The 19,896-nt window shown below is 34.8% G+C and carries 13 protein-coding genes; 4 read left to right on the top strand and 9 right to left on the bottom strand.

Annotation, left to right across the window (positions count from 1 at the left end):
• Nucleotides 1-31: 31 nt before the first annotated feature.
• The 4 genes from ASC72_RS17155 to ASC72_RS17135 all read right to left on the bottom strand — a co-directional run bounded on the left by ASC72_RS17155 (nt 32) and on the right by ASC72_RS17135 (nt 4,480).
• The gene (locus ASC72_RS17155; RefSeq protein WP_056193400.1) at nt 32-1,369 is read right to left on the bottom strand and encodes an alpha-L-fucosidase; all 1,338 of its coding nucleotides are present in this window, start codon (nt 1,367-1,369) and stop codon (nt 32-34) included.
• A 673-nt stretch (nt 1,370-2,042) separates the two neighbouring features.
• Nucleotides 2,043-2,822 (bottom strand): SDR family oxidoreductase, encoded by a 780-nt coding sequence (locus ASC72_RS17145; protein WP_056193394.1) that lies wholly within the window; start codon nt 2,820-2,822, stop codon nt 2,043-2,045.
• Nucleotides 2,823-2,888: 66 nt separating this feature from the next.
• A complete protein-coding gene (locus ASC72_RS17140) occupies nt 2,889-3,236 on the bottom strand; it encodes an L-rhamnose mutarotase (RefSeq protein ID WP_056193391.1) in 348 nt (115 codons plus the stop codon).
• Nucleotides 3,237-3,613: 377 nt separating this feature from the next.
• A complete protein-coding gene (locus ASC72_RS17135; protein WP_056193387.1) occupies nt 3,614-4,480 on the bottom strand; it encodes an AraC family transcriptional regulator in 867 nt (288 codons plus the stop codon).
• Between the two features lie 267 nt (nt 4,481-4,747).
• Between ASC72_RS17135 and ASC72_RS24155 the strand changes: the two genes are divergently transcribed.
• Genes ASC72_RS24155 through ASC72_RS17120 form a run of 4 tightly spaced genes read left to right on the top strand, consistent with a single transcriptional unit; the run spans nt 4,748 to nt 9,591 of the window.
• Complete coding sequence (locus ASC72_RS24155; RefSeq protein WP_157849291.1) at nt 4,748-4,918, top strand: hypothetical protein; 171 nt, start codon at nt 4,748-4,750, stop codon at nt 4,916-4,918.
• Nucleotides 4,919-4,966: 48 nt separating this feature from the next.
• Nucleotides 4,967-5,971, top strand: coding sequence for an isoaspartyl peptidase/L-asparaginase family protein (locus tag ASC72_RS17130; RefSeq protein WP_056193384.1), 1,005 nt, complete (start codon nt 4,967-4,969; stop codon nt 5,969-5,971).
• Nucleotides 5,972-6,003: 32 nt separating this feature from the next.
• Nucleotides 6,004-7,452 carry an alpha-L-fucosidase gene (locus tag ASC72_RS17125; protein WP_056193381.1) on the top strand — a complete coding sequence of 483 codons (1,449 nt, stop codon included), beginning with the start codon at nt 6,004-6,006 and terminating at the stop codon, nt 7,450-7,452.
• A gap of 15 nt (nt 7,453-7,467) precedes the next feature.
• On the top strand, nt 7,468-9,591 hold the full coding sequence (locus tag ASC72_RS17120; protein WP_056193378.1) for an alpha-L-fucosidase: 2,124 nt from the start codon (nt 7,468-7,470) through the stop codon (nt 9,589-9,591).
• Nucleotides 9,592-9,788: 197 nt separating this feature from the next.
• On the opposite strand, the gene ASC72_RS17115 is transcribed toward ASC72_RS17120, so the two are convergent.
• The 5 genes from ASC72_RS17115 to ASC72_RS17095 form a co-directional block, all read right to left on the bottom strand.
• Complete coding sequence (locus ASC72_RS17115; RefSeq protein WP_056193375.1) at nt 9,789-12,023, bottom strand: GH92 family glycosyl hydrolase; 2,235 nt, start codon at nt 12,021-12,023, stop codon at nt 9,789-9,791.
• A gap of 31 nt (nt 12,024-12,054) precedes the next feature.
• Nucleotides 12,055-14,376, bottom strand: coding sequence for a beta-N-acetylhexosaminidase (locus tag ASC72_RS17110; protein WP_056193372.1), 2,322 nt, complete (start codon nt 14,374-14,376; stop codon nt 12,055-12,057).
• Nucleotides 14,377-14,380: 4 nt separating this feature from the next.
• Nucleotides 14,381-17,521, bottom strand: coding sequence for a glycoside hydrolase family 2 TIM barrel-domain containing protein (locus tag ASC72_RS17105; RefSeq protein WP_056193369.1), 3,141 nt, complete (start codon nt 17,519-17,521; stop codon nt 14,381-14,383).
• 214 nt (nt 17,522-17,735) lie between these two features.
• Complete coding sequence (locus ASC72_RS17100; RefSeq protein WP_056193366.1) at nt 17,736-18,818, bottom strand: putative glycoside hydrolase; 1,083 nt, start codon at nt 18,816-18,818, stop codon at nt 17,736-17,738.
• Nucleotides 18,819-18,824: 6 nt separating this feature from the next.
• On the bottom strand, nt 18,825-19,892 hold the full coding sequence (locus ASC72_RS17095; protein WP_056193364.1) for a carbohydrate-binding family 9-like protein: 1,068 nt from the start codon (nt 19,890-19,892) through the stop codon (nt 18,825-18,827).
• Nucleotides 19,893-19,896 lie beyond the last annotated feature (4 nt).

The following is a 19,896-nucleotide window of genomic DNA, read 5'->3' as shown; positions in this document are numbered from 1 at the left end:
GTTTCAATACCATTCGGCATGAATTATAATATTAGTTAGTCAGGAAACCACCCTGACCTCTGTATAATTTAACCGACGTATTTAAGGTAACTTTAATACAAGTCACATATTTATCGACAGCGTTCTCTGGCAAATCAATGTAAACCAATCCGGGAACAGCGCTCCAGGAGATTTTACCCACTACTTTATGCGTCAGTTTTACATTTGAACCCAAGACCGTAATATCTTCAATTTTATTATCAAGTCCTTTTAGCATCAATTGTCCTGAAGTTTTTCCGTGAACAAATAAATAAAGTGTTTTTGAATCTTTAGAAAGTGTCGTTGGTCCGTAAAAATGTCCTAATGGAATTCCGGGAATGGTTCCGAAAATCCCTTCACCGTTTCTTCTGTTCCAGTCACCTAATTCTTTCAATGTAGAAACTACCGTTTCTGGATAAGTCCCGTCAGGTTTTGGCCCGATGTCTAATAATAAATTTCCTCCGTTTGAAACAGCGTCCACAAAAATGGTAATGATTTCATAAGGTGTTTTCCAATTAGTATCGCTTACACGGTAACCCCAGTTTTCATTCATGGTCATACATAATTCCCACCATTTGAAAGCTGGACGCACAACCGGGAAATTTTGTTCCGGAGTATCATAATCGCCATAACCCTGCAAACGTCCGTTGATAATCGTATTCGGATTTCTGTCTAACATCATTTTACGCGTTTTCTCGGCTTGCCATTCTTCTGCGCTGTGTTCCCAGTCACCATCAAACCACCACAAATCAGGATTGTACCAATCTGAAATTTCTTTGATTTGCCCCTGGAAGAATTTTTGAAAACGTTCCCAACGAGCCGGTTCTTTTTTGATGTCGTAACGCGCCTTATCTTTCAGAAATCCCGGATAATCATTATGAGTCCAGTCGATTAAGGAGAAGTATGCACCGCATTTTATATCTCTTTTGCGCAATTCTTCGAAAAAAGGCTTCACCATATCTTTTTTAGCAGGACAGGTTTTTACCGAACTCAATTTTCCTAATTTGGTATCGTACATCGCTACACCATCATGATGTTTTGTTGTAATTACCGCATATTTCGCACCTGAATCTTTGATCATTTCTGCCCAGGCCGCAGGATCATAATGGCTTAAGGTGTAGCTTTTTTGTTGTTTCATATAATCTTCAACAGAAATATTTCCGTTGTGAAAACTCCAGGATTCAGAGACATCGGCAACCGAATAAATTCCGGCATGAATGAATATTCCCAATTTAGCATCTTCAAACCATTTCATTTTTTCAGCAATATCCTTTGCAGCGATTTTGTTCTGTGCATTCCCTGCTATAGTTGTTCCAACGACCAAAGCCGCTAAGATTATTTTTTTAATCATTTTTTATTTATTTAATTCTGATTATTGTTTCAGCAGATTGCAGTCCTGCACTTTCTACTTTCATAGTAAATTGTCCTTTTGATCTTTTTTAGCTTTTCCAATTACTAAAATTTTTCCATTACAAGCAGGTCTTTCAGTACTTTGAAATGGTACAGGATTCGTTGCATCTCCATTGTCTTTTATTTTACAATTTGCAATTAGAATGGGCCGTAAAGAAAAGACAGGTTTCTTCAAATAAAAACAACCTTAATTTAACTCGAAATCTAAACAAATTTAATATTTGACAAAACTATTTTAGACGAACGACATATAAACGAAGATAAACATCAAAAAAAATCATAAAAAACCATCTTATTATGAATTTTAGTTCTAATAAACTTTATCGTATATTATTACGTTATCATTTCTTTTTTGGCTTACTTACTTTTTATTTAACACTTTTCGATGAGAAAGCTATTCGATGATTATAGGTATTTTTAAAAACAAATTTGCTGGGTTTTCCAAATCACATGACTTTGTGTCCTATATGTACTTGCCATTTTGGAACAGCACAAAAAAAGATAATCCCATTGCCAAACAGTTCTTGTTCAGTGAAAATATCTTTTTATTTATAATTGGAAAGGTTCAATTATTTTGGTTTGATTTTTCGGAAAATTTATTTTTTAACTATAAATTATAACGAACGATCTAAATGTGTATAACCTCCATCTACATAAATCAACTGACCAGTGGTGTGGCTTGATTTATCAGATAATAAAAACACGACCATATTGGCGATTTCTTCTGCAGTTGTCATTCTATTTTCCAGTGGAATATTAGCCGTAATTTCTTTTAGTTTTTGCTCCGGATTTTCGAGTGTTTTAATCCACGTATCATATAACGGTGTATAACATTCAGCGACTATAACCGAATTTACACGGATTCCGTATTTCAATAATTCAACTGCCCATTCTCGGGTTAATGCATTACGTCCACCATTTGAGGCCGCATAAGCTGAAGTATTTCCCTGTCCGGTATCGGCAGTTTTTGAACCGATATTTACAATTGCTCCCTTTGTTTTTTTTAACTCCGGCAAAGCGTGTTGTGCCATCAGGTAATAATGTATCAGGTTCTTATGAATTGATGCCACAAATTTTTCGTAATCACCGCTTTCTAAACCGACACCATCATTTACACCGGCATTATTGATTAAGCCGTTAATCCGACCGCACATTTTGATTATTTGATCTACCGCGTTTTTACAAGCTTCAGGATTCGTTAATTCAGCAACTACAGATAAAGCTTTTCCGCCTTCTGCTTCTATTTCTTTGACTGCAATTTGATTGTCGGCATCTGCTCTGCCAACTATAACTGGAATCGCACCTTCTGCAGCTAAAACTTTACAGATTCCAAGACCAATTCCTTTTGCGCCACCCGTTACAATAATTATTTTGTCGTTAAGATTAAGATTCATTTGTTTTGTTATTTTGGTTGGATAGTTAGTTGTTATACGATTAAGATGAGCTTGTCATCAAATCGATTATGTATTCTTATGCAGGTCAAATATCTTTTCCATCAACATCCATTTTTCACCTTCTTTCGCTCCTGGCAAAGCTTTTTGATATTTCCACATCAGTTCTTCCCATTTCTGAACCACCGGATTATTGGCATCCATCTCCCCTTTTCTTTCAAAAGTAAAAGTTTCGTTCGCCTCGATGATCATAAACATTCTGTTACCTACGCAATAAATATCAAGATTTTCAATCCCGGAATTGACAATACTTGCTGTGATTTCCGGCCAGATCTTTTCATGATATTTTTTGTATTCAGTGATTAAACCCGGATCGTCAATCAAATCTAATGCGAAGCAATATTTTTGAGTTACCATATTATTCTATTTAAAAATTTAAGATTAAAACCTAAAATTAATGATTAAACAATTGACAAATTTGCTAAAATGAGATGCTTTTACTTTCTCCATTTATAATGAATAGAAACTGATTTACTAAAACGTTTTATATTTATGTACAACATTTTGACACAATCTCAAAAAAATAAAATTATTGCATTATTATGTTATATGCTAGCTCAAAATTATCATTAATTAAGCAATTATTATCTTAATAATTAATTTCACAATAAAAGAAGAAATAGCCGCACATTTTAGAGATAATTTACGAACTAAAAAAACAAAACAGATCTAACAAAAAGATATGGTATCACTGCCTACTATTATTTTAATTAAAAAAGAAGAATTCTCCAATCTTAAACTAAAGCATTTTTTCGGTATTCCTTTGGAGTTGTTCCAATTAATTTTTTGAACAGCTTATTGAAGTTGGAAGCTGTTTTATAACCACATTCGTAGGCAATTTCAGAAATTCCCAAATCAGTTTCAATTAAATACTTACAAGCATTTGAAACCCTTATTTCGTTAAGGTATTCTACAAATGGTTTTTTGGTTTTGGCTTTAAACATTCTGCAAAATGACGTAGGTGTCAGATTGGCGATTTTAGAAATTTCATCAAGTGATATTTCTTCTTTATAATTTGATTTTACATATTGGAAAACAGCTGCAAGCCGGTCATTTTTATTTTCATCGCTAACAGAAACATAGGAGTCATCATTGATATACCTAAGATCTTTGCTTTTTGATAAAAGAAATAAAATTTCAATAAGTCCCATAACAACTTCAAAACCTTTCTTTTTGAGCAATTTTTCCATCTTTTTAGAAATGATTGCATTAGTTTGTCCCGTGATCGAAACTCCTTTTATGGCCTGAGAGAAAAACTTTTTAACTTCAAGGGCTTCCGGTAATTCATAAAAAGAATTTCCAAAAAGATCTCTGCTAAAATAAATCACTATAGCTTTAGCTTTTAAACTATTTATTCCTTTATAAAAAATTTCATCATTAAGCCAAACATGCGGAATATCATCTCCCAGAAAAACCATATCTCCCGATTCGAAAGATTCTACAGAATTTCCAATAATACGTTTTCCGTGACTTTCTAAGATATAAACCAACTCAAATTCAGGGTGCGAATGAAAAGGCGATTGGAAAAAAGATTCCTCACGAGAAAACACAGATAGCGACGTATTTGTATAAGAAGCGATATTGGTTTTAACAATTTTCATTTTTTAGAATAACAATGATAATTAATAACTAAATAAGGATAAAATTGGAGTATTTATTAAATTAATTTAGATTTAATTTTATATTTCATATAAAACAAAAATAGCAAAAAATCCTTACGACATTACTAAATCGATTTAATAAATTTAAAAAAACGTAAAATTATCGGAAATAAATTGTTAAATCCTCAATTTTACTATTTTCAAGGTAAAACGATTTAGTAAAAGTCTGAAAATTTGGAATAAAAAGAAAAACACTTACACCGAAAAATGAAAAAAGCACTCCTAATTTTCTTGATTCTGTTGTGCATCAATTCGATTGCACAGACAAAAACGACCGGAAATGTTATAGAATATTTTGAAAAAGAAAAAAATATTAGCACAGCAGAGGGAAATGTTTTGCATCAATTTACAAACGGATTTACACTACAAACTGAATAAAAACACTTATTTTTAACAACAAAAGCAAAAAATAAAAAGACACAATATATGAACAATCGTAGAAATTTTCTAAAAACCGCTGCAATGGCTTCGGCTGCTGTAGCGCTAAGTTCTTTTACGGGAAAACCAGAAGAAGACGAAAGTCATGATAATCTTTCTGATGGAAAAATAAGAAAACCAATTGTCCTTTCTACATGGAATTTTGGTTTGAAAGCAAATGAAGCTGCCTGGGAAGTATTAAAAAAAGGTGGTCGTGCCCTGGATGCTGTAGAAGCAGGAGTAAAAATCCCGGAAGGTGATCCAACAGAAAGAAGTGTTGGTTATGGCGGAAGGCCTGACAGAGACGGACGTGTAACCTTAGATGCCTGTATCATGGACGAAATGTCTAATATTGGTTCAGTAGGTTGTCTGGAATTTATCAAGCACCCCATTTCTGTGGCACGTGCTGTGATGGAAAAAACACCACATGTAATGTTGGTTGGCGATGGAGCACTTCAATTTGCTTTGGCCCAAGGTTTTCCAAAAGAAAATCTACTAGTTCCTGATTCGGAAAAAGAATGGAAAGAATGGTTAAAAACTTCAGAATACAAGCCAATTGCCAATATTGAAAATCATGACACTATTGGAATGATTGCTTTAGATGCTGATGGAAATCTTTCGGGAGCTTGTACTACTAGCGGAATGGCCTTCAAAATGCACGGCCGTTTAGGAGACTCTCCTATTATTGGTGCCGGATTATATGTTGATAACGAAATTGGCGCCGCAACTGCAACTGGTCATGGCGAAGAAGTAATTAGAATTTCAGGAAGCCATTTGGTTGTTGAATTGATGCGTCAGGGAAAATCTCCACAAAAAGCGTGTGAAGAAGCGGTTTTGAGAGTTGTGAAACTGATGAAAAACAGAAACAAGGATTTAAAAGATATTCAGGTTGGATTTATTGCCCTGAACAAAAAAGGAGATTACGGTTCTTATTGCGTTCAGAGCGGTTTTAACTACGCTGTTTATGATGAAACCGGGAACAAATTAATCAATCCTGAGTTTTACATAAAGTAACCAACAGTAACTACTTATTAAAAAGATATAAAATGAAAAATAGATTCAAATTATTATATACAGCATTTGTCTGTGCTAGTGCACTTTCAGCTCATGCACAGGGTGATTTCAGTATGAAGGCCGACAAATCAGAAGAAGCAGGTTATGTTTGGACAAAAGATCCGTTAGTAAAGGCTAATCTGGACAAATGGCAGGGTTACAAATTTGGAGTCTTAATTCACATGGGACTTTATTCTCAGTTGGGAATTGTAGAATCCTGGGGACTAGCCCCTGAAGATTGGGTAACCAGAGACGGTTATGACGATTATTACAAATATGCTACGGATTACAGAAATACCAAATTCAAATTAAATCCGACAAACTTAAACTCTGAAAAATGGGCCAAAATGTTCAAAAATGCCGGAGCAAAATATATGATTTTCACCTCGAAACATCACGATGGATTCTGTATGTATGATTCGAAATTTACAGATTTTAAAATTACCAATCCGGAGTTACCGTACGCTAAAAATCCAAAAGCCGATGTCTTAAAAGACGTTTTGGATGCTTCAAGAAAAGAAGGATTGGCAGTGGGTGTTTATTTCTCAAAACCGGACTGGACTACAGAGAACTTTTGGTGGTCGTATTATCCTCCAAAAGACAGAAACCCTACTTACGATATCAAAAAATTCCCGGAAAGATGGCAAAGTTATGTACAATACACTCAAAATCAGTTGAACGAATTGACTACCAATTACGGAAAAGTAGATATTCTTTGGCTTGATGGCTGTTGGGTTCGTCCATTATCAACCATCAACAAAAAAGTAGAAGAGTTTTGTAAATATCCTTACGATATGGATATCAACATGAAATTGATTTCAGAAACAGCCCGAAAAAAACAACCCGGAATGTTGGTTGTAGATCGTTGGGTTCCGAGCGAATATGAAAATTATTTAACGCCTGAACAAAAAACTCCGGACAAACCATTAAGTGTGCCTTGGGAAAGTTGCATTACTCTTGGAGGTGCCTGGGGATGGGTGCCAAACGACCATTACAAATCTTCAACAGAAGTAATTCAGTTGATGACTAGTATTGTGGTAAAAGGAGGAAATCTATTATTAGGCGTTGGACCAGATGCCAAAGGAGAATTTGATCCAAAAATTGAAACAACTTTAGCGAACGTAGGGAAATGGTTATCTGTAAATGGTGAAGCTATTTACGATACCAAACCTGTTGCACCATATTTAGATGGAAAAGTGGGGTATACGCAGAAAGGAAAGTCAATTTACGGAATTTACATGCCTGCAAAAGACGAAAAAGAATTACCTGCAGAAATTAGCATCAAAACTGATATTAAAGGAAATTTAAAAGCTTCTTTACTAAATAACAAACAAAAATTGATCAGTAAAAAAGTGAATGACGGAATCGTTGTTACCATCCCTAAAGAATTGAGAACTTCATTGGCAAGCCAGGAAGCGGTGGTCATTAAAGTAACACAATAATTGATATAAGATCAAATGAAAAAACTAGTAGTAACTTTCTTAGGATGTTTTGCCTTTTTGTCAATGGCGGCACAGAGAGTTGGCCCTCCGGCTCCTTATGGGGCATTGCCAACCGAACCTCAATTACGTTGGCAGGAATTAGAACAATATGTTTTGGTGCATTTTACGCCAACCACTTTTCAGAATAAAGAATGGGGATATGGCGATGCAGATCCTAAAATTTTTAATCCTGCAAAATTTGATGCAAGTCAGATTGTGAACGCTGCTAAAGATGGTGGTTTTAAAGGCGTAATTTTCGTGGCCAAACACCATGATGGTTTTTGTTTATGGCCAACGAAAACAACGGCTTACAACATAAGCGCAAGCCCTTTTCGCAACGGAAAAGGTGACATGGTAAAAGAATTTGAAGTTGCTGCACGCAAGGCAGGAATGAAATTCGGACTCTATTGTTCGCCCTGGGATCGAAATAATGAAGATTATGGAAAACCTGAATATGTAGAAAAATACCGAAATCAGTTGAGAGAATTGTATTCCAATTATGGTACCTTATTCATTACCTGGTTTGATGGCGCAAATGGCGGCGACGGTTATTATGGAGGTAAAAACGAAAAAAGAAGCATTGACCGATCTACATATTACGGCTGGGATAAAACCTGGGGAATATCTCGCGAATTACAACCCGGAGCCGTCATTTTTGCTGATAATGGCGATGTACGCTGGGTTGGAAATGAAAGAGGTTTTGCAAATGAAACTTCCTGGGCAACCTTTACTCCAGAACCAATAGCAGGAAAAACAATTGCGGTTCCCGGAGAAACGGATTCAGAGAAAGCTCAGGGCGGAACTCGAAACGGTAAGTACTGGAAACCTGCCGAATGTGATGTACCACTTAGAAATGGCTGGTTTTATCATGCAAATGAAGATAATAACGTAAAATCAGTTTCGGAATTATTCGAAATTTACTTGAAATCTGTCGGAAGAGGCGCTGGTATGGATATCGGAATTGCACCAAATACGGACGGTTTATTACACCAAAATGATGTTAAGGCATTGAAGGATTTCGGAGATTTTCTGAAGAAATTATTTGCAGATAACCTTGCACAATATGCTGTGCTTACTGCTTCAGAAATTCGGGGTGAAAATCAAATATTTTTCGGAACCAAAAATCTTACTGATAACGACCGTTATTCGTATTGGGCAACCAGTGATGAAATAAAAAAAGCAACCCTGACTTTAGAATGGAAAACAGCACAAACGTTTAATATCATTCGTTTAAGAGAAAACATCAAATTGGGGCAACGAATTGAAAAAATAGAAATTGATGCTTTTATCAACGGAATTTGGAAAAAAGTAGGCGAAGCTACCAGTATTGGTGCCAACCGATTGGTACGCTTACCAAATTATATCACAACTTCAAAATTGAGAATTAGTATTAAAGAATCTCCAGTTTGTATTGCTTTGAGCGATGTCGGTGTGTTTAGGGAGCCAGAACATTTAGCACTTCCAAAAATTAAAAGAGATAAAGATGGTAATGTTTCTATCACTACTGAAACACCTGCACACCAAATCCGTTATACAATTGACGGAACAGAACCTACCGTACAATCGCCAGTTTATGGAAACCCATTTCCATTTTTAACCTCAGGTGATGTGAAAGCAAAATCATTTGGAACAGATATGAAATCTAGCGAAGCAACTATTCAATCTTTCAATGTGTACAAAAAAGACTGGAAAATAGTTACCACTAGTTTTGAAAATGAAGAAAATGAAAAAGCATTAAATGCTATTGATGAAAATGCTGAAACCGTTTGGAATACAATCGAAAATACATCTTTAACGCCTTTACCTCAATTCATAGTTATTGATATGGGACAAGAAATGGAAATTACAACTTTATCCTATTTGCCTCGTCAAAACGGAACGGGTGGAATTGTAAAAAATTACCAATGGGAAATAAGTACAGACGGTATAAGCTGGAGTACTGTTGCGGAAGGTGAATTTGCTAATATCAAAAGTAATCCGGTCGAGCAAAACATCACTTTAAAAGCATCGGCGAAAGCCAGATATATTAAATTCATTGGAAAAACCAGTGTAGATGGAAAATATATTACTGTTGCTGAAATAGGAGTAAAAACGAAATGATTTAGTTTTCTTGTAACATCGATTAGATGATACAAAAATGCCATTCGCAGTGACGAATGGCATTTTTTTATTAAGTTACTATCCCGAGCATCGGGGCTCAGATTCTAAGTGGCTAAGCTTAAATTCTTTATTCTTTATTCTTTATTCTTTATTCTTTATTCTTTATTCTTTATTCTTTATTCTTTATTCTTTACTCTTTATTCCTGAATCACTTTCAGCGTTGTTCCGTTTACAAAATCATCATGTGAAATAAAGAAACTATTCAGGGCTTTTCCATTTAATTGAATTTCCTTAATTTTTCCTTCTGTATTGCTTTCCCGTTCAATTACGATATTTTCTTTCTTATAATATCTTGGATCTAATTGAATCGTTACTTTATCAAACATTGGCGTTGTAATGGTGTAAATTGGATCTCCAGGCGATATTGGATAGAATCCCATCATAGAATACACCAGCCAGGCCGACATCGTTCCTGTATCGTCATTTCCGGGTAATCCTTTTGGTTCATTCTTGAAATATTCTCTCACTAATTTCTTTACCATATCCTGACTCTTCCATTCCTCACCTTTTATGTAATTGAATAAATAAGGATAAGCAATATCCGGCTCGTTTGCCATATCAAATTGTTTAATGTCAAAAACTTTTTGCAACTGATCAGAAAAAGGTTTGTCGCCTCCCATTAATTTTATCAATCCCCTGATATCATGCGGTATCATAAAAGCATACTGCCAGGCATTCCCTTCAATAAAGCCAACATTAGCCTGAAAATTAGCTCCTGCTTCAGGATCAAAAGGTTCATACCATTTGTCATTCGCCGTTCTTGGTCGAAGTAATTTTAAATCTTTGTCGTATAATTTTCGGTACGATAAGGAACGTTTACTAAAACGCTTAAAATCTTCTTTCTCACCTAAAGCTTTCGCTAAAAGTGAAATCGCATAATCTGAAGTATTATATTCTAACGTTGTAGAAACAGGTCCAGGGTAATTGGTTGATAAATATCCTTTGTCGAGATATTCTTTGAGCCCGGGGCGCAACGGGTTATCTTCAATTTGGTCTGCACCTTTCAACATGGCATGGTAGGCTTTGTAAATATCAAAATCCTGAATTCCTTTTAAGCAAGCGTCTACTATAACTATACTTGCGGGATCTCCAACCATGGTGAATGTCTCGGTTGAATTTAATTCCCATTTTGGTAACCAACCGTTTTCATCATACATTTCCAACATGCTTTTTATCATATCGGACTGCTGTTTAGGATACACTAAAGACGTTAACGGATGCATGTTTCGATAGGTATCCCACAAAGAAAATACCGTATAACGCGTATCTGTAGTTTTTCCAATCTTTGTTCTTTTTATTCGGGGATATTCTCCATTAATATCATTTAAAGTGTTAGGATGAATTAAAGTGTGATACAATGCCGTGTAAAAAATAACTTTATCCTGATAGGAGCCACCTTCGACCAAAATTTTAGAAAGTTCCTTGTTCCATTCGTCATAGGTTTCTTTATAAACAGTGTCGAATGATTTTCCTCCGGTTTCTTTTTCTAAATTCTCACGGGCATTTTCAATGCTAACATACGAAACTCCAATTTTAACTTCAACCGTTTCTTTTTTATCAAATTCATAGGTAAAATAAGTTCCGATACTATCTCCAACTACTGTTTTAATGGTATTTTTCATCATTCGGGTTTTACCATTGTACCCCATCCACTGCGCTTCTACACCTTCATATTTTGGCGTCTTTTTCCAGACTCCATAGTGGTTCGCCGGTTTTGAAAATTTAGCTACAAAATAAACAGGATAAGCTTCTTCAGGACTGTTATAACAAAACGAACCAACAGTACGCATTCCTTCTATTTCTGTTGAAGAAACCACTTTTACCATTGCTCCCTCTTCATTTGTCAATCCTAAACCAAGATTTAATAAAATATTAGATTGTCCTTTTGGAAAAGTGAATTTGCTTACTCCTACTCTTTTCGAAGCCGTAAATTCTCCCTTAACTTTATATTTATCAATATTTACGCTATAATAAGCCGTTTTGGCCACTTCATTCGAATAAGTAGAACCATATTTCATATGATTGGTTTCAACTGCTCCAGTCGTTGGCATTAGTAAAAGCACACCCAAATCAGGACAGCCTACACCACTTAAATTCACCTGGCTAAATCCGGTCAAAAAGGTATTTTCATTTACATAAGGATTTGACAACCATTGACTGTCTTTTTCTAAAGGTCGGTTTTTAGATCCTGCAACATTAAACGGGCTAATACTTGCCATTCCTCTTGGTGCGATTGGTCCCGGAGATGTAGCTCCATAATTTGAAGTCCCTATAAACGGATTCACAAGATCTGCGGGTTGTTGCCCAAAAATACTTATGCTAAAAAACAGCATGTAAAAAAAACATGCTGTTTGGATTGTCGTATTTCTCATTTCTTTTTTAGCTATTATTACTTCAGCTATTTTAATTCACTACTATTTCATCTACAAATAACCATGAACTATCGCCCTTTGGACTCTTTCTTAAGTTAACTGCAATTATTTTTACAAATCTCGCATTTTGTTTTTGAAAATCAATTTTAAAATCCTTTAATTCTGAAATTGGATTTGCTGCATAAGTACGATTCACTTTTCCAACTTCTTTATAATTGATGCTATCGTTTGAAACCAACACTTTTATTTGTGTCGGAAAATTTATTCCGGCTCCCTGACTTTCCAGTGTTCCAACCGATACCTGCTGTATGCTTTCTTGTTTTTCAAGATCAATTACAATTTCCATGTCATTGACTAACCAGGCCTGCCATTGTCCATCATGAAAGTTTTTAGAACCACGAATTGTATTTACCATTCCAAAAGGTCCATCACCTTTGTAATTGCTGTTGTATGGCGTAAGGTAACTGACTTTATGTCCAACTCCTTTATGAAATACGATCGTATCCGTAAATGTTTTTCCTACGGGTTTGTCATTCTGAAATAATGATGCTTTTAGAATCGTTGTTTCGTTAAACGGAATTGGGTTGGTATATTTTAAAGCCTGTTGATCTAAAGGTTTATTACCTAAAACATAGCGAATATCCGGATTTGGAAATTCATTTTTTAGTGTAACATTAATTTGTTTATGAACCAAATCTGCGCTTGAAGAAGCTGTTACTAAATAAGCACTTTTTGCATAATTGATCCCTAAATAATTGTAACGCTGAAATAATGAAGATAATCTTGTGGTGAAATCATTCCAGTTTCGACTTTCTTTAGGACTCCATAAAACCTCAGATAAAGCAGCCAATCTAGGGAAAATCATATATTCTGAAGCACTTGGACTGGAAAGAAATTCTGCCCATAAGTTCGCTTGTCCGCCTAAAACATGACTGGCCTGTTGTGGTGTCATAGTTGGTACAACCGGGTCAAATTCGTAAACTTTATTTAATGGATTATAAGCATCAAAAGCTAAAGGTTCTTCATTTTGAGGGCCCTGATAAAAATTAAAATAACAAGGTGATTCCGGTGTCATAATAACATCATGGCCTTGTTCTGCTGCTTCAATACCTCCTTTAGTTCCTCTCCAGCTCATTACAGTGGCGTCCGGAGCGAGACCGCCTTCTAATATTTCATCCCAGCCAATTAGCTTTTTGCCTTTAGAATTGATGTATTTCTCCATTCTTTTTACAAAATAGCTTTGCAGTTCATGGGTATTTTTCAAACCATTTTCCTGCATTCTTTTTTGGCAATGCGGACATTTTCCCCAATTGGTTTTAGTCGCTTCATCGCCTCCAATATGAATATATTTTGAAGGAAAAATGGTAATTACTTCGTCTATTACATTCTGCAAAAATTCAAATGTTGTTTCTTTCCCTGCACAATAAATATCGGTAATAGGCCATAATCCTCCTGAAGGAACTCCAATACGCTGATCAAAACAAGCTAGTTCCGGATACGCAGCAATGGCACTGCTTACATGTGCCGGCATTTCGATTTCAGGAATAATTTCTACATTTTTTGATGCTGCATATTTTACAATTTCTTTTAATTCTTCCTGAGTTAAAAAGCCTCCATAAGTTCCTTTTTCATCTGGATTTACAGCAAGTCTTGCATTCCATGATAAATTCTCCTGATCGACTCTCCAGGCTCCAACTTCGGTTAATTTTGGATATTTTTTAATTTCAATTCTCCATCCCTGATCGTCCACTAAATGTAAATGCAAAACATTCATTTTATGCATGGCTAAACGATCGATTGTAGCCAAAATATAATTTTTATCGAAGAAATGACGGGATAAGTCCAACATTAAACCTCTCCATTGAAAACGAGGTTTATCATTGATAACCAGATTTGGAATTTGCCATTTTTGCTTCGCTATCACATTTTTACTTTCGATAACCACCGGAAGCAATTGTCGAATGCTCTCTAATCCGTAAATAAAACCTGCCTGTCCTTTGGCTGTAATGGTAATGATTTTAGAATTTACATCTAGTACATATGCTTCTTTTTCTAAAGTTTCATCTACTTTAAATTGTACATAATTGCTATTTGGAATCGCAGTCGATAATTCAGGACGAAATCCTCCTGCTTTTTCAAACTTGTTTATAAGAGCATTTGAAATTTCCTTTTGAAAATCAGTAACAGCTATAAATTTTGTGCTTTTAGAAAATTCAAATACACCTTTGCTAATTACTAACTGCGTTGGTTTCGGAATAATTTTAATGTCTTTTTCCGTGTAGACTTTTTGACTGTAACCCGCAGTTAAAACGGTTAAGAAGATTAAGACAAATAATGGTTTTAATGTTCCCATATTATTATTTTAAAGATGGTGTAATTTTAAATTGATACTGATAATTTTTGTCTTTCAAAAGGTATTTTTCCATTGGCCACGCTTGCCAGCTGTCGATACCTCCTACTCCCATTTGTTTGTAATCAATCTTTAAACTGGTTAAATCTCTTTCTTTTAATTCGGCTGCGTGTCTTTGATCTTTTTTCAATCCGTCATCTAAATCTTCATTCAAATAATGCAAAGCTGTTATAGCTAATAAATTATCTGATTTTACCGTTAATTTCAATTTATCGTTTGATAATTCAAGCCAACGAATATCTGTTTTATTTCCGGTTTCCTGCGGGCGAATATAAGGATAATATTGCTCTGAAACCGTTTGATTATAAAGACCAACTTGCGAACTGTAATTACGGTCGATATAATTTTCATGGGGTCCTCTTCCGTAATAACTCATATTGCTAAAATCTTTCGGAACAATTATTTCCATACCAAATCTTGGCAACATGGGCTGTTCTTTTGTTTTATCAATATTGATTTCCTCTTTCACCCTTAATTCTCCGTTGCCGCTAAGTTCGTAATTCAAAACTAATTTTGAAACAACCTGAGGCAAATCATATGTTGCTATAACACTAATTTTATTGTCTTTGGATGTGGTGTAAGACCAGCTTACAAGTATCGGATTTTCAGTAGCGTCTTTCCATGATTTCAATTTTTCCTGAAGATAGGCCCCAAAATCATTATCGTTTGGCGCTCTCCAAAAATTAGGACGCAATTGATAGCCTTCTTTTATAATTGGCAGATTATTAAACGAATAGCCATTTACAAATCCGGTTTTTTTATCAAAAGCAATTTCCATTTTATCACTTTTAAATACGGTACTGTTTTCTTTTTTCTCTACCGTTATTTTTGAAGCACCTTCGATTTTAATATCGTTTTTCCAGCTTCCTTTAAATGCCAATTGTCCTGTTGCAATCTGAAAATCTTTTGGCAAAAACGGTTCGTCCTGTTTTATATGATACGTCACATTGATAAAAGCTTCCTGAAACTGTTTTCCATCTAAATTAACTGGTAATTTATACGATTTTGATTCGTTAGATTTTATTTCTAAATTATCAATAACACCACTTTCAGCCTCTTTTCCATCCAAAATTAACTTCCAATGCAAACTTACATTACTTAAATCTTTAAATGAAAATTCATTATAAACTTTTATAGTTCCGGTCTCTTTATTTTCCCAGGAAGTCAAAATATTTTGATACACATTTCGCATTTCAAAAGCATGTGGATTTGGTTTTCTTTCCGGGCTGAAAACACCATTGTCTAAAAAGTTATTATCACTTGGGGTATCTTTAGGTCCAAAATCACCTCCATAAGCTAAAACCACTGTTCCGTCTGGCTGTGTTTTATAAACCGACTGATCAATCATATCCCAAATAAAACCTCCTTGTAAATTTGGATACTTTCGGATAATATCCCAATAATCTTTGAAATTCCCCATTGAATTTCCCATCGCATGCGCGTATTCACACAAAATATAAGGTCTTGACGGATTTGGATTTGCCAATATATATTCTTCCATTTTATCCGGAGAACTATACATTGGATCTATGATATCAGAATTCCATTCGTATTTCAGATCTTTTCCATCCCACGCTCCGGCAGTTGCTCTTTCGTACTGAATTGGTCTTGATTTGTCACGATTTTTAATCCATAAATAACCTCTGTAAAAATTATAACCATTACCCGCTTCGTTCCCCATACTCCAGATAATTATCGAAGTGTGGTTTTTATCCCGCTCCACCATACGTTGCATACGCTGTAAGTGTGCCAGCTCCCAATCTGGTTTATTTCCTAACGTTTTGGTAAGATCATACCCCATTCCGTGTGACTCGATATTGGCTTCATCAACCACATAGATTCCATATTTATCACATAATTCATAAAAATACTCATCGTTTGGATAGTGTGCCATTCTAACTGCATTGATATTAAATTCTTTCATCAATTTAATATCTTCTTCCATACGCTCTCTTGAAACCGTTTGTCCCGTAACAGGATCGGTTTCATGACGATTCACTCCTTTTATGTAAATCGCTTTTCCGTTAACCAAAAGCTGTCCGCCTTTGATTTCTACTTTTCTAAAACCAATATTTTGATGAATAACTTCAACAATATTTCCTTTTTTATCTTTTAAAATAAAATCAACCTGATATAAATTCGGAATTTCAGCACTCCATTTCTTCGGATTATTTACAGCAAAATCGAACGTTTGTTTTTCGCTTAAAGTGGTAATGACTTTTGAGGTAATGACTTTATCTCCGTCTTTCAATTTAACTTCCAATGTATAATTGTCTTTTTTATTTACAGCTGAAAATTCAGTGGAAATTTTTAAACTTCCATTTACATAAGAAGCATCTAAATCCGGAACGATTTCGTAATCTTTTAAATGTGTTTTATTTCGGGCAACCAAATAAGAATCTCGGGTAATACCGCTAAATCTCCAGAAATCCTGACATTCCAAATACGAACCATCACTCCATTTCATCACTTTTAAAACGATCGTATTTTTACCTGCTTTTACATATTTGTTCAGATTAAATTCAGAAGGCAATTTTCCGTCTTCGCCATACCCCACATAAACACCATTTACCCAAACTGTAAGATTTGATTTTGCCGTACCAATATGAAGAAAAATATCTTTTCCTTCCCATGATTTATCGATTGTTATTTCGCGTCTGTAAACTCCGGTTGGATTATAATTTGTGGGAACAAAAGGCGGATTTACTTTTATGTATTTTGCAAAATCGTAAGTTGTATTAGTATAAACGGGAAATCCATAACCATTTACATCCCAGCTTGCCGGAATTTTAAAATTATCCCAGGAAGTATCGTTAAAGTTACTTTTTTCAAATGCCGCCGGAAGATCTGCAGGGCTGTCAACATATTTAAATTTCCACGCTCCGTTTATATCCAAATAGTTTTTTGATGATTTCCAGTCGTTATTGGCTGCTGATTTTTCATTCTCAAAAACATAATAGGCCGTGTGCATCGGCTCTCTATTATCTTCATTGATTTTTTCATTTTGCCAGAAAGGAATACTTTCCTGCGCCTGGACAGAAAATATAGAAGAAATTATAATTGCGGCGATGAATACAGTTTTTTTCATTATTTGATTTTTACTCGTATAAATTCTAAAATTTTATTTCATTAGAAAAATAATAAAGCATTCTTTCTTATGAAATAAACACACACACTATCTTAAAACAAACAGAACCACAATTACTATCATGGTTCCTGCAAATATATAAAGTTACTTTTGATCAAAATCCGAATATCTACACTAACCAAAAATTGCAGACATCCGGATTTGATAAAAACCACTAATTATTTAAACTTGCTTTTGTTTCTTTAATTGTTTTTAAATTACTTTCAGATAAAGCTCCGCCATCAAAAAAGGAAACTCCAACGGCTCCATTTTCTTTTGCTAGTAAAATGGCTTCTTTTAATTCTGCATCATTTTTCAATCCGGGAATATAAATTCCTGTATTTATTTTTGTTTGTTTTCCTTGTAAATCGGCTACGCCTTGTTTTGTTGCGTAACCAACCCAGTCAATTTCTTCATTATAAAAACTATGATAAATCATTGGGTACACTTCATCAATATCCCATTTATCCCAACGTTGGCGCACCATATGATCTGCCATTTCAGGATAAGGAAAAACTGCTGCTGTTAGTTTTTTGTTGTGTTTGTGTACAATTTTGTAAGCGTCATTAACGACAGCTTGTATCGCATTAAGTCTGAAGTTTTTCCACTCCATATCGATAGAAGTATTGTGGCTTGTTTTTGGGTTTTTATGATGGATTTTTTCAAACGCTTTCACACATTCATCACAATAACAAAAGTCGAATTGAGGTAATTCTATGTCCTGAACCAAGTTGTATTTTGGCAATAAACTGATTGGTAAAAAGATGTCCGGGAAACGAATGTAATCTAAGTGGACGCTTTCAATGCCTTCTACTTTAGCCAGTTCTTCAACTAAATGCAAAACGTGTTCTCTTGATTCTTTTCTGGTTGGACATAACCATTGATAATAATCTACGTACGGACGGTTATCAAAACAAGATTTTCCTTCTTTACTTACCTGATACCAATCAGGATGCTGCAAAGCAATTGAATCTCCGGGTCTGTTCATGGCCATAATCCAGGCGTGTACTTTTAAACCTTCTTTTGCTGCTAAAGGTGCTATTCTCGTTAAAAGTTTTGGATCTGTTCCTGTATTTATCAATACTTCATCAATTCCGCCATCTTTGTATTTTTTGAATTCTTTTGTATAATCTGCGTCAGATTTTTTAGTGTCTGCGGTTGTCCAGACTCCAAATTTAAAAGTGGTTTGTTCTTCTTTTTTAGTACACGAAAAAATAGTTAGTGCAAATAAAAAAAGTAATAGTTTTGGTAGTTTCATAGTGGTTTATTTTGATATTATTTTGCCATCTTCTTCTATAATTAAGGTTTTATTCGAAAATGGACTTTTTACTGAAATATTAAATCCGGACGCATGATTTTCAAGTACTGGTTTTAGAACTTTTCCCTCAACAGTAATCGTTTTTTTAGTAAGATCTGTTACCGATTTAGCCCATGTTTTATGCTTGCTGTAATACTCTTTCTGTGCCCGGTAAAGTGTGTACAATTCCCATTTTACTTTTTCATCCTGCGGAATTGCAAAACTGTCTTTTCCTTCTTTGGAAGAAAAATAAACATAACCCCATTTTTCGGGCTCATGCATGTTGATGACGCCCATTGGCGACCAAACCCAATTGTATTCGGGAAGAAATTTTCCGCCAGCATCTTTCTTGCGTTCGTAATTTCCATTTTTAATATCATGCTGCCAGTTTACTCTTGAGAAATTAACTCTCCAGAATTTATCTACAGGAACATTCTGATCGAAATAAGATGTTTTATAAGAGGCCCACGGAATAGCCATTTCCAACACCCAGCCTTCATCGGTATCGTTTGGGTTGTTTAAAGTTCCGTTGATTTTTACAGCCGATTTTAAACCCGGAATATTCCAGTCGTTTAAAACTACTTTATCATCTTCTCTGTACGGTTTTGTTAAAAATAGATCCCAAGCTGTATTTAAAGCATTAATTTCTAATTCATAATAGTTAAAAGTATCGCTGTCGGGATCTATGAAAACTTCGAAATCATTGTTATAAAAAATAATAGTATCACGTTGTTTTAAATTGGCCCAAACGTGTGGTTCCTCCATTTTTGCCAGTATGTAAAAGTTGGTTTCGTCCCAAAGCATTTTTATTTTGGTTGCATATTTTGGTTTTATATCATTTGATATATCTTCAAAAAGAGCAGTCCATTCTACATTATTCCACGAAGCATCCTTTTCCTCTCCATCAATTACAATTGGAGTTGAAGTTTTAGCAGCCACATACGTTTTTGGCACAACAGTTTTTTTCGATTGTGAATAGCCACTTATTGAAAGAATACCTAAAGCAACTGCTAAACATTTAGATTTTAAAAGCATATTT

This window comes from Flavobacterium sp. Root420, assembly GCF_001427905.1.
In the GTDB taxonomy this organism is placed as follows: Bacteria; Bacteroidota; Bacteroidia; order Flavobacteriales; family Flavobacteriaceae; genus Flavobacterium.
Note: the sequence above shows the minus strand (reverse complement) of the source record. Positions and strands in the feature narration are given on the sequence as shown.